The 11,840-nt window shown below is 72.3% G+C and carries 10 protein-coding genes, 1 rRNA gene and 1 pseudogene; all 12 read right to left on the bottom strand.

Annotation, left to right across the window (positions count from 1 at the left end):
- Nucleotides 1-188 precede the first annotated feature (188 nt).
- A complete protein-coding gene (locus ACFXAM_RS33925; RefSeq protein WP_380297168.1) occupies nt 189-1,643 on the bottom strand; it encodes a DNA polymerase IV in 1,455 nt (484 codons plus the stop codon).
- A gap of 51 nt (nt 1,644-1,694) precedes the next feature.
- Nucleotides 1,695-2,381, bottom strand: coding sequence for a vancomycin high temperature exclusion protein (locus ACFXAM_RS33920; protein ID WP_380297169.1), 687 nt, complete (start codon nt 2,379-2,381; stop codon nt 1,695-1,697).
- Between the two features lie 228 nt (nt 2,382-2,609).
- Nucleotides 2,610-2,987: pseudogene (locus ACFXAM_RS33915) on the bottom strand (MerR family transcriptional regulator); the annotation flags it as partial.
- A 259-nt stretch (nt 2,988-3,246) separates the two neighbouring features.
- Nucleotides 3,247-3,723: a bifunctional nuclease family protein gene (locus ACFXAM_RS33910; RefSeq protein WP_030062493.1), complete on the bottom strand. Its 477-nt coding sequence runs from the start codon at nt 3,721-3,723 to the stop codon at nt 3,247-3,249.
- An 86-nt stretch (nt 3,724-3,809) separates the two neighbouring features.
- Complete coding sequence (locus tag ACFXAM_RS33905) at nt 3,810-4,505, bottom strand: MerR family transcriptional regulator (protein WP_380297167.1); 696 nt, start codon at nt 4,503-4,505, stop codon at nt 3,810-3,812.
- 179 nt (nt 4,506-4,684) lie between these two features.
- Complete coding sequence (locus ACFXAM_RS33900) at nt 4,685-5,227, bottom strand: FHA domain-containing protein (RefSeq protein ID WP_030303564.1); 543 nt, start codon at nt 5,225-5,227, stop codon at nt 4,685-4,687.
- Nucleotides 5,228-5,678: 451 nt separating this feature from the next.
- Entirely contained in the window at nt 5,679-6,740 is a 1,062-nt protein-coding gene (locus ACFXAM_RS33895; protein ID WP_380297165.1) for a DUF881 domain-containing protein, read from the bottom strand.
- A 55-nt stretch (nt 6,741-6,795) separates the two neighbouring features.
- Nucleotides 6,796-7,128 (bottom strand): small basic family protein, encoded by a 333-nt coding sequence (locus ACFXAM_RS33890; RefSeq protein WP_344340336.1) that lies wholly within the window; start codon nt 7,126-7,128, stop codon nt 6,796-6,798.
- On the bottom strand, nt 7,125-8,273 hold the full coding sequence (locus ACFXAM_RS33885; protein ID WP_380297163.1) for a DUF881 domain-containing protein: 1,149 nt from the start codon (nt 8,271-8,273) through the stop codon (nt 7,125-7,127). Before ACFXAM_RS33885 ends, ACFXAM_RS33890 begins: the two co-directional genes overlap by 4 nt.
- A gap of 141 nt (nt 8,274-8,414) precedes the next feature.
- Nucleotides 8,415-10,910, bottom strand: a complete 2,496-nt coding sequence (locus tag ACFXAM_RS33880) for a sugar phosphate nucleotidyltransferase (protein ID WP_380297161.1) — start codon at nt 10,908-10,910, stop codon at nt 8,415-8,417.
- A 124-nt stretch (nt 10,911-11,034) separates the two neighbouring features.
- On the bottom strand, nt 11,035-11,655 hold the full coding sequence (locus tag ACFXAM_RS33875) for a CDP-alcohol phosphatidyltransferase family protein (protein ID WP_380297159.1): 621 nt from the start codon (nt 11,653-11,655) through the stop codon (nt 11,035-11,037).
- A 97-nt stretch (nt 11,656-11,752) separates the two neighbouring features.
- Nucleotides 11,753-11,840: ribosomal RNA gene (gene rrf / locus ACFXAM_RS33870) — 5S ribosomal RNA — on the bottom strand; the annotation flags it as partial.

Below are 11,840 nucleotides of genomic sequence, written 5' to 3'. Positions count from 1 at the left end.
GGGCCCCGAGCCCGGGCGGGGTGCGGTTTAACACCGACGCCTGAGGTGGCGTCCGCCCCCGCGCCATGGGACGGGGCGGGGGTACCGGACCCGGACGGCCGCCGAGGGAATCGCGGCCGTCCGAGCCCGGAACCGCACGCGGCCCCGCCCGGCTCCCCCGCCGGGCGGGGCCGCTTCGCGTCCTCGTCCTACTCCCGCTCCCCGCCCTCGCCGTCCCCGTCGGCGGCGTCCCCCTCGGCGGCGTCGTCGTCCGGCGCGACCGGCCACCCCTCGCGCAGCGGCAACGGCCCGGCCGGCTCCAGCGCCGGATCCTCGACCGCGAAGGTCCGCACCCGCCCCGGCCCGCTCCACGGCGTCTCGAAGCGCACCGTCACCCGCCCCACCCCGCTGCCCTGCACCCACCCCGGCCCGTACTCCGCGTGCTGCACGTCCTGCCCGGGCAGCCAGCGCCGCACCACCGCGGCCTCCTCCTCGACCGCCTCGGGCTCCTCCTGCGCCCCGGCCCCGGGCGCCGCCGCGGCGGCCTCCGCCTCCGCCTCCTCCCGGACGGCCTGCGCGAAGAGGTCCTCCTGGGTGTAGTCGGCCAGCTGCGCCACCCCCACGCCCAGCAGCCGCACCCCGCCCGTGATGTCCATCTGCGAGGCCAGCCGCCGGGCCGTCTCGACGATCACCGTCTCGTCGTCCGTCGGGCCCCGCAGCGTCTCGGAACGCGTCAGCGTCGAGAAGTCGAAGCGCCGGACCTTCAGCACCACCGTCCGCCCCGAGCGCCCGGCGCCGCGCAGCCTGCGCGCGCAGCGCAGCGCCAGCGCCTCCACCTCGCGCAGCACCCGGTCCCGGTCGGCCAGGTCCACCTCGAAGGTGTCCTCCACCGACACCGATTTGGCGTCCTGGTCCGCCACCACCGACCGGTCGTCCAGGCCCAGCGACATCTGGTGCACCCCGGCCCCGTGCGCCTTCCCGAGCAGCTGCACCAGCTCCGCCTCGCCCGCCTCGGCGAGCTCGGCCACCGTGTTCAGCCCCGCCCGGCGCAGCACCTGCTCGGTCGCCGGACCGACCCCCGGCAGCGCCCGCACCGGCAGCGGCCCGAGCACCGCCCGCTCCTGGCCCGGCTCGATCAGCACCAGCCCGTCCGGCTTGGCCCGCTCGGAGGCGATCTTGGCCATCAGCTTGGACCCCGCCGCCCCGACCGAGGCCGTCAGCCCGGTGCGCCGCTCGATGTCCGCCCGGAGGTCCTCCACCAGGGCCAGCACCAGCCGCTCCCCGGTCCCGTGCTCCGACTCGGTCAGCACCGGCCCGTAGGGACCGGCCTCCAGGTCGACGTACGCCTCGTCCAGGCTCAGCGGCTGCACCAGCGGCGACAGCTCCCGCAGCAGCGCCATCACCAGCTCGCTCACCTGCCGGTACGCCTGGAAGCGGCCGGTCAGGAAGGCCGCGTTCGGGCAGAGCCGGCGCGCCTGCGCCATCGGCATCGCCGAGTGCACCCCGAACCGCCGCGCCTCGTAGGAGGCGGTCGCGACCACGCCGCGCCCGCCCAGCCCGCCGACGATCACCGGCTTTCCGCGCAGGCTCGGTTTGGCCGCCTGCTCCACCGACGCGTAGAAGGCGTCCATGTCGAGGTGGATGATGCTCGGCAGTGACCTCACCCGCCGATCATCCCGCACGGGTCCGACAACACCGCCGACCCGGCCCCCGCCTCAGCGCGCCCCGCCCTCCCGGCCCGCGTCCGCCAGCGCCCGCGGTATCCCCGGCTCACGCGGGCCGAGGAACAGCGGATCCGGCCGCAGCCAGGCGTTCAGCACCGCCTTCCCGGCCCCCGGGATCTCCCGGAACCCGCCGTACAGCCAGGTCGCGTCCCGCACCTCCGGCACCCCCACCGCGTACGACTCGATGCCCGCCGCCTCGCAGAGCGCCAGCGCCCGGCGGACGTGGAAGTCCTGGCTCACCAGCACCGCCCGGTCCACCCCGAAGATCCGGTGCGCCCGGGTGCAGGAGTCCCAGGTGTCGAACCCCGCGTAGTCGCCGACCACCCGTACCTCCGGCACCCCGTGCTCGACCAGGTACCCGCGCATCGCGTCGGTCTCGTCGTAGCCCGCCCGGCCGTTGTCCCCGGTCACCAGGATCGCCCGGACCTTCCCCGCCGCGTACAGGTCCACCGCCGCGTCCAGGCGGTGCGCCAGGTACGGCGAGGGCCTGCCGTCGAACAGACCGGCGCCGAACACCACCGCCACCGGAGCCGGGGGCGCGCTCTCCACCGTGCCCACCCGGTCCCCCGCCGCGAGCCAGAGCCAGGCGCTCGGCGCCAGCGCCAGCGCGCAGCCGGCCGTCACCAGCTGGAACAGCCGCCGCTGCGCCAGCTCGTCCGCCGGATCGTGGCCGACCACCGTCTCGCCGGTGTCCGTGCGCTCCGCGTGCAGCCGCACCAGGGTCAGCTCCAGCTCCCGCCAGACCGCGCCGACCGCGATCCCGAAGACCCCCTGGCCACCCTTCATCAGGTCGACCACCTGCTGGGGCGTGGTGCACTCGTACACCGTCGCACCGTCGCACATCAGCGTCAGACCGGCCACGTCGGCGACCTCGGCGGCCTGCAGATGGGCGACCGCCACCCGGATGTTCTGCAGCGAGACGCCGACGTCCAGCAGCCGCTTGACGATCTTCAGCAGCAGGATGTCACGGAAGCTGTAGAGCCGCTGGCTGCTCGCCGGGTACACCGAACGGACGCTGGGCTCCAGCAGGCCGGTACGGGCCCAGTAGTCCAGCTGGCGGTAGGTGATCCCGGCCGCCGCGCAGGCGGTCGGTCCCCGGTAGCCGATCAGTTCGGACGTCGGCGAGAGCCGCTCCAGGGCCGGCTGGCCGGGCTGTACCGCCGGGAACCTCCCCACCCTCGGCAGCTCCGCCGTCCGGGGCAGTTCGGTCACCGTGCGGGCGGTGCGCGGCAGGTGCACGGCGCACAGGCCTCCCGCGGCCACTTCATCGCCAGTGCCGGTCATGCCTACCTCCGTCCACTCGTGCTGCGGGCCACCCGAACCTCGGGCGTCGGGCACCCGGGCAGCCCCTCCTGACGGTAGGCAGTCCCCTATGGCCCGTCAACGATCGCCACGCCGAGCCGAACCGACCGCGTCACTCAGGAGAGTGGTTTTTCGTGCCCCTAGTGTGGGTAGGTGGCCGCATTTTGGCAAAACAGCCGCATCCCTACGGCTCAACGGCCCACCGGCCGGTTCCGCAGCGCCCCCGGGGCCGGTCCGCGCCCTACTGCGGGCCGCCCCCGCCGAAGTCCTCCGGCGACACCTGGTCGAGGAACTCGCGGAACTTCTCGACCTCGTCCTCCTGCTCGTCCGGGATCGCGATGCCCGCCTCGGCGAGCACCTCCTCGCTCCCGTAGATCGGCGTGCCGGTGCGCAGCGCCAGCGCTATCGCGTCGGACGGCCGGGCGCTCACCTCCACCCCGCCGGCGAAGACCAGTTCGGCGTAGAAGACGCCCTCGCGCAGATCGGTGATCCGGACCTCGGTGAGCTGCTGGCCGAGCGCCTCCAGGACGTCCTTGAACAGGTCGTGCGTCAGCGGGCGCACCGGCGTCATGCCCTGCTGGGCGAAGGCGATCGCGGTCGCCTCGCCGGGGCCGATCCAGATCGGCAGGTACCGATCGCCCCCGACCTCCCGCAGCAGCACGATCGGCTGGTTGGAAGGCATCTCCACCCGGACACCCACGACGTCGAGCTCATTCACACAGGCAACCCTATGGCTCCCGACCCGGATATGAAAGCGCAGCGCCGACGCCGCTGGTCAGCGCCGTGGGGCCGGAGCGGTCGGTGCTATGAACGGACCCGCAGGCCGGCCTGGACCATCGCCGCGTGCAGCCGCACGGAGAGCGTCGCGAGCTCCCGGGCGGTGGCCTCGGCATGGGCCCTGGTCTGGGGGTTGCGGTGCCGCCGCAGCGGTGCCACGACCTGCTCGACCAGGGCGACCTCCCGCTCCGCGGCGGCCTTCATGGCCCGCAGGTGGCGCGGCTCCAGACCGTACCGGCCGAGTTCGGCGACCAGCCGGGCGACCTGCAGCGCCTCGCCGTCGTAGCCGCCGTCCGGCCCGGGCAGGACGAGCCCGTAGGACTCCCACTCGGCCAGTTCGGCCTCGCCGGCCTCGGCGGCCGCCAGCAGCTCGGCCCGGCCCAGCCGGACCCCGGCGGAGGCCTCGGCCGAGGCGGTCAGCTCGCGGTCCGCCTCCTCCAGCGGCCCGGGCCGGCTGTCGGCGGGCCCGGGCAGCGCCGGCGGGGTCTCGCCGCGCTCGATCGCGTCGAGGTGCTCGCGGATCACCCGCAGCGGCAGGTAGTGGTCGCGCTGCATCCGCAGCACGTAGGCCAGCCGCTCGACGTCGGCCGGGCTGAACTTGCGGTACCCCGAGGGCGTCCGCTGCGGCTCGACCAGCCCCTCCGCCTCCAGGAAGCGGATCTTGGAGATGGTGACCTCGGGGAAGTCGTCGCGCAGGAAGGCCAGCACGGCGCCGATGCTCAACAGCTCGTCACCAGCGCGCCGCCGCCCGGCGGGCCGGTCCGGACGGACCGGCTGCCTGGGGGCCGCGACCACCCCCCGCGCGCCCTGGTCCGGCCGGGGGCCGGACGGCGCGGGGGTGGCCGCCCCGAGAGGAGAGGAAGGGGTGTTCGGACTCACTCGGGCTCCTGCCGACGTTGGTTTCAGTACCCCCGGTTGTGGCTGGCGAAGAAGACCAGCCGGTACTTCCCGATCTGCACCTCGTCGCCGTTGTTCAGCGCGACCTCGTCGATCCGCTCCCGGTTGACGTAGGTGCCGTTCAGGCTGCCGACGTCGGCGACGGTGAAGCCGCCGCCCGGCGTCCGGCGGAACTCCACGTGCTTGCGGGAGACCGTCACGTCGTCCAGGAAGATGTCGCCCTGCGGGTGACGCCCGGCCGTCGTCTTGTCCGAGTCCAGCAGGAACCGGCTGCCGGAGTTCGGGCCGCGCTGGACGATCAGCAGCGCCGAGCCCGGGGGCAGCGCGTCGATCGCCGCCAGCACCTCGGCCGAGAGGGCCGGCGTACCGGTCCCGGTCGTGGTGTTGGGGTCGTAGGACTCCAGGCCGGAGATCGAGATGGTCGAGGTGGTCTCGGCCGATCCCTCGGGCAGCAGCCCGCCGCGCAGCGCCGTACCGCAGTTGGAACAGAACCGGGCCGAGGCCGGGTTCTGATTGCCGCACCTGGGGCACGGAGTGGGGCCAGCCATGTTCACAGCCTCCTGGCGCGGCACACCCGACGGGTTGTGCCCGGCGTACGGGTCCGGAGCAAACCCTCCACCAGAGGTTGAGGGTCCTGTCGGGAAACCTATGCGCGGGGCCCCGGAGGGGTCAACCGACGCGCCGTAGCCCGCCTGATTCCCGGCGTACTGGGCGCCGGCACCGTCCCGGAACAGCGGACGCTCGGCGTACTCCGCACCCTCCGGGGCGGAGCGCATGCCCGGCACGGCGGGCTCGTCGTCCCGGCGGTGCAGCGCGGTGGGCGCCTCCGCCGCGGCCGCGTTGCGACCCTTGTTACGACCGAACAACTTCGAGAAGAAACTCACGGGCGAATCCCCTTGCGTGTGACAGACCCGCCCGTGGGGCAGGGTGAGAACCTCGGACAGGGTGCGGGACCGGTCGTGGACCGGGCCGGCTGGAGTGGCACTCCGAACGTGACGGTCACTTCGGAGCCGGCTTGGCGTACTGCGGCGTCCTGGGGTCGACGAGGGCGTCGACGACCACCTTCTGCTGCTGGGAGATGGTCGCGCGCGCCTGGTGACTCTCCAGGGTACGGACCACACCTCCCGGAATGTTCAACGCGGGCGTGAGGTCCTGCGGATTCCCCACGACGGTGAAGCGGTAGGGCGCCGAGACCTTCTTGCCGTCGATCTGCACACCGCCGCCGGACACGTCCGTGAAGTAGGTGTTGACCACCACGCGCACATCGTTGATCTGAATCGCCTCCGCCCCCGCCGCTCGGAGTTCCTGCAGGGTGTCCAGCAGCATATCTGCCTTCACCTGCCCTTGGGGATCATCGACCGTCAGTACGATGCCCGGACCGGTGGCCTGGACGGTCCCGGCGAGGACGCCGAGTTCCGTCACCTTCTTCCTGGTCTGTTCCTGGGCCTCCTTGGCCTGGTTGGAGCTGTTCTCCAACTTGGCCAGGGACTGCTCCAACTCCGCCTTCTCCTGCTGGAGACGCTGCTGACGGCTGTCCAGTTCGTCGAGGATGCGGACCAGGTCCTCCTGGCGCGCGCCGCGCAGCTGGCTGTGGTGGTCGTTGGTCGAGCGGACCTGGATCGCCAGCCCCAGACCGAGCGAGAACAGCAGCAGGGCCACCACCAGCTGACCGCGCGACACCCGCGGCGGCCACAGCGCGGCCATCAGCCGCCGCCGTCCGGCGTGCCGGTCCTCGGTGTACGCGGAGACCGACATCGGCGGGTGCTCGGGCTCCTCCAGGTCGTCCTCGGGCTCCGGCTCGTCGTCGGGTTCCGGCGTCCTGGAGTCCGCCCCGGGGGCCTCCGCCGTCACTTCCGGCGCACGCGCGGGCGCAGGCGTCACCGCGGGGGCGCGCCGGGCGACGGGCGGAGCGGCCTCGGGGCCGGGCTCGGCCCGCAGGGCCTCGGCCGGCCGTCCGGGCGCCTTCCCGGCCGCCTCCTCCGTCGGGGCCTGGGCGGCCGGCGAGGCCGGCGCGGTCACCGCCCCGTCCGCGGTCCCTTCCCCGCGCTTCTCGTCCTGCACGACTTCTCCCGCCGATCCGTCCGACTTCTCCTCCGCCGCGCGCCCGCGGCCCGGCTCAGGCGCGGAAGACATGGCGCCGGATCGCCGCGGCGTTGGAGAAGATGCGGATGCCGAGGACGACGACCACACCCGTGGACAGCTGCGAGCCGACGCCCAGCTGGTCGCCGAGGAAGACGATCAGGGCCGCCACCACCACGTTCGACAGGAACGAGACGAAGAACACCTTGTCGTCGAAGATGCCGTCCAGCATCGCGCGGACGCCGCCGAACACCGCGTCCAGCGCCGCCACCACCGCGATCGGCAGATAGGGCACCACGGCGTCGGGCACCTCGGGCTGGACGAAGAGTCCGACGACGACCCCGATCACGAGACCCAGTACGGCAATCACGGTGTAGCGGCTCCTGTCGCTGCGGAGGACGACCCGGTGGTGGTCGTGGTGGTCGGGCGGGGTGAGGTCGTGGTTCTGGTGGCCGGGGCGCTCGGCGAGCGCTTGCCGCTCGGCTTCGCCGACGGCGAGGCCTCGGCGGACGGGCTCCCCGACGGCGTCGCACCGGCGGCGGGGCTCCCGCTCGGCGATCCGCTCGGTGACCCGCTCGCGGCGCCACTCGCCGTGCCGCCCGGACCCGTGGTCCCGCTCGCGCTCGCCGTCGGCGAGGGCTCGGGAGTGACGGGCTGGGCGGTCCGCAGCGTGACACCGACGGCCGCGGGCAGCGTGAGGCTCTTCTGGGCCGAGATGCTCGACTTGATGCCGTACTTCTCCTGCAGCAGCCGCAGGTACTGGCCGGCCATGGCGCTCTCGAACGCGTTCACCAGCCGCGTCCCGTCCCCGAGCGCCTGCACGGTGTACGGCGGCACCAGCGGCCGGTTGTCCACCAGGACGGCCTCGCCGGCCGCGCGGATCGCCGAGAGCGCGGTGAGCCGCTGCCCGTTGATCGAGACCGCCTCCGCGCCCGAGGCCCACAGCCCGTTCACCACCAGCTGCAGATCGCGGTCCCGCAACCGTCCGCTGTTGGAGAAGCCCTGCCCGGCGCGCGGATCGACGTTCCCGCCCGCGCCGGTGCCGGGCGCGTCCTCCACCACCAGCTTCACCCCGGGCCCGGTCACCTCGCCGAGGCCGACCTCGCCGGCCACCGCCGCCGAGTCGTCGCCCGAGGCGAGCGCCTGCTGCTGGGTGCTCTCGACCTTCCGGCGCAGGTCCTGGACCTGCTGCTGGAGGCGGTCGGCGGAGCCGTTGGCGTCGTTGATCCGGTGGATCAGGGCGTCGCGCTCCTTGGCGAGCGTCGGCTCCGCCTTGTGCGCGTTCACCGCCCCGACCGTGACCACCGCGCCGACGAGCGCCAGCCCGGCCCCCAGCGTCAGCAGGCCGCGCTTCGTCCCCGGTATCCGGTACGGCCCGTCGCCGCCCCGTGCGGCAGCCGCCTCGGCGTAGCCCTCGTCCAGGCTGTGGTCCATCACATTGGTCAGCAGGGACATCGAGGCGTCCGGACGGTTGTACCGTCCATGGCTGGCACCCTGCCCCGGCGTCGCTGACATGCGGACCATCGTCCCATGTCGCGGGAGGGCCCCGCGCACGCCCCCTGAGCTGCAGACATGCCAAATCCGGCGGACCATGACCAACCGCCCGAAACGGACAGCGGGGCGGGGCGGCCGGTGCCGCCCCGCCCCGCCACGGGCTCACCGCCCGGCGCTGTCGACCACCGCCGCCCACTCGTCGAGCAGGGCCTCGCTCGCCGCGTCGTCCGGGCCCTCGGCCCACAGGTGGGTGACCGCCTCGGCCGGGTCCGGCAGGACCAGCGTCCAGCGCCCGTCCGCCTCGACCACCCGGACGCCGTCCGTGGTGTCCAGCCGCCGGCTGCCGGCCGCCTCCACCACCGAGCGCATCACCATGCCCTTGGCCGCCCACGGCGTCGCGATGTCCCGCCGGCGGATGTGCGCCTGCGGGATCCGCGCGTCGATCTGGCTCAGGGTGAGCTGGGTGCGGGCCACCAGGCCCACCAGCCGGACGAACGCCGCCGCCCCGTCCAGCACCCCGCTGAACTCGGGCACCACGAAGCCGCCGCGACCGTCGCCGCCGAACACCGTGCCCTCGGCGGAGGCCGCCTTGGCCAGGTCGTCCGGCGTCGTGGTGGTCCAGGTGACCTGCGTGCCGTGGTACGCCGCGACCTGCTCGGCGATCCGGGTCGTCGTCACCGGCAGCGCGACCTGCCCGCTCCGCCGCTCGGCCGCGACCAGGTCCAGCAGGACCAGCAGCGCCCGGTCGTCGTCGATCACCCGGCCCAGCTCGTCCACGAAGGCCACCCGCTCGCCGACCGGGTCGAAGCGCACGCCGAAGGCCGCACGCGAGGAGGCGACCAGCTCGCCGAGCCTGGCCAGCCCGGCCCGGCGCTCCTCGGCGTCCTCGGTCGGCCGCGCCTCGTCGAGCCCGCTGGAGACGGTGAGCGCCTCCACCCCGAGCCGGCCGAGGATGCTCGGCAGGACGAGCCCCGCACTGCCGTGCGCGGTGTCCACGACCACCTTCAGCCCCGCCTCCCGCACGCCCGTGGTGTCCACGGCCCGCAGCAGGTTGCCCGCGTAGGAGTCGAAGACGCTGGACGGGAAGGTGAGGTCGCCGATCTCGCCGGGGAAGGCACGCCGGTACTCCTGGCGCGCGTAGACGCGGTCGAGCTTGCGCTGACCGGCCTGCGAGAGGTCGGCCCCGCGTTCGTCGAAGAACAGGATGTCCAGCGAGTCCGGCACCCCGGGGGTGGTCCGCAGGAAGATCCCGCCCGCACTGCCCCGCGCCGTGTGCTGCCGGGCGACCGGCATCGGGACGTTCTCCAGGTCCCGGACGTCGATCGCGCTGGTCTGCAGGGCGGAGATCATCGCCCGCTTGAGCGCGCGCGCACCACGCGAGTGGTCACGCGCGATGGTGACGGTCGCCCCCTTCTTCAGGGTCGTCGCGTACGCCCCGGCCAGCCGGACGGCCAGCTCCGGGGTGATCTCGACGTTCAGGATGCCGGAGACGCCGCGCACCCCGAACAGGTGCTCCTGGCCCCGGGACTCCCAGATCACCGAGGTGTTGACGACCGCGCCGGCCTCGATGGTCTTGAACGGGTAGACCCGGACGTTCGCCGCGATGATCGACTCCTCGCCGACCAGGCACTCGTCCCCGATCACCGCGCCGTCCTCGATCCGCGCGGCCCGCATCACATCGGTGTTCTTGCCGACGACGCAGCCCCGCAGATTGCTCTGCGGCCCGACGTAGACGTTGTCGTGGACGACCGCCTTGTGCAGGAAGGCCCCGCGCTTCACCACGACGTTGCTGCCGAGCACGGTGTGTTCGCGGATCTCCACGCCGGCCTCGACCTTGGCGTAGTCCCCGATGTACAGCGGGCCGCGGAGCACCGCCTCCGGGTCCACCTCGGCGCCCTCGGCCACCCAGACGCCCGGGGAGATCTCGAACCCGTCGAGCTCGACGTCGACCTTGCCCTCCAGGACGTCCGCCTGGGCCTTGCCGTAGCTCTCGTGGGTGCCCACGTCCTCCCAGTAGCCCTCGGCCACGTAGCCGTAGACCCGCTTGCCCTCCTTGAGCAGCTGCGGGAACACGTCACTCGACCAGTCCACCGACTCGCCGGCCGCGACATAGTCGAAGACCTCCGGCTCCATCACGTAGATACCGGTGTTCACCGTGTCCGAGAAGACCTGCCCCCAGGTCGGCTTCTCCAGGAAGCGTTCGACCCGGCCCTCGTCGTCGGTGATCGTGATACCGAACTCCAGGGGATTCGGAACCCTGGTGAGGCAGACGGTGACCAGTGCGTTCTTACTGCGGTGAAACTCGATCAATTCCGAGAGGTCGAAGTCCGTCAACGCGTCGCCGGAGATCACCAGAAAGGAGTCGTCCTTGAGGGCGTCCTCGGCGTTCTTGACACTCCCCGCAGTGCCGAGTGGGGTCTCCTCGTTCGCATAGGTGAGATGCATGCCCAGCTCTTCGCCGTCACCGAAGTAGTTCTTCACCAGTGAGGCCAGGAACTGGACGGTCACGACGGTATCGGAGAGACCGTGCCGCTTCAGCAGCCGAAGCACGTGCTCCATGATCGGCCTATTGGCGACCGGAAGCAGCGGCTTCGGCATGCTGGAGGTCATCGGGCGAAGTCGAGTGCCTTCGCCCCCTGCCATAACAACGGCTTTCATTACGGGTGCGTCCTCCTTCGCGGTGGTGGGCCCTGCGGGTCCATCAAACCGTTCCAGAGGTGGTCTACCCGGAAGCTATCGTCCGACGCACCGTGGCGCCGTGGGGATTCTCTCAGATCACGTCTCAGACGGTGGACACGGAGGAGCCCGCGCCGCCGCGGATGATCTGCCGTGCCTGGACCGCGTAGAGAATGGCGGCCCACCAGTAGAGGACGGTCCCCCACCAGATGAACGCCCAGCTCACGATCTCGGCCGGCTGGGCGATCCAGCTGTCACCGGAGCCGAGCAGCAGAAGCGGAAAGGCGTACATCAGATTGAATGTCGCGGCCTTCCCCAGGAAACTCACCTGCAACGGTCCGTAGCCGTGCCGGTTGAGAATCGGCAGAAGCGCCGCGATAAACACCTCACGGGCCAGCAGGATGCCGGTCAGCCACCACGGCAGGATCTCACGCCAGGTCAGGCCGACGAGGGTCGAGAACACATAGAGCCGGTCCGCCAGCGGGTCGAGCAGCTGCCCCACCCGGCTGATCTGGCCCCACCGCCGGGCGAGTTTGCCGTCCAGGTAATCACTGATGCCACTGAGCATCAGAATCAGCAAGGCCCAACCGTCATTGTTCGGTCCGTCGAACACCGGCCAGAGGATCAGCCAGAGGAAGAGCGGAACACCGACCAGCCGGCCCATGCTCAGCAGGTTGGGGATGGTGAGGACGCGATCGGTCTGGACCCGCGTCTCCTGGACCTCCACCCGGGGGCCTCCTGTCACATCTGGCAACTACTGCACGTCGACCTTACAACAGAGAAGCCCCCGACCGATGACCGGCGGGGGCTTCTCCAGAAAATTTGTTCGGCGGCGTCCTACTCTCCCACAGGGTCCCCCCTGCAGTACCATCGGCGCTGTGAGGCTTAGCTTCCGGGTTCGGAATGTAACCG

This window comes from Kitasatospora sp. NPDC059462 (assembly GCF_042749955.1).
Classification (GTDB): Bacteria; Actinomycetota; Actinomycetes; order Streptomycetales; family Streptomycetaceae; genus Kitasatospora.
Note: the sequence above shows the minus strand (reverse complement) of the source record. Positions and strands in the feature narration are given on the sequence as shown.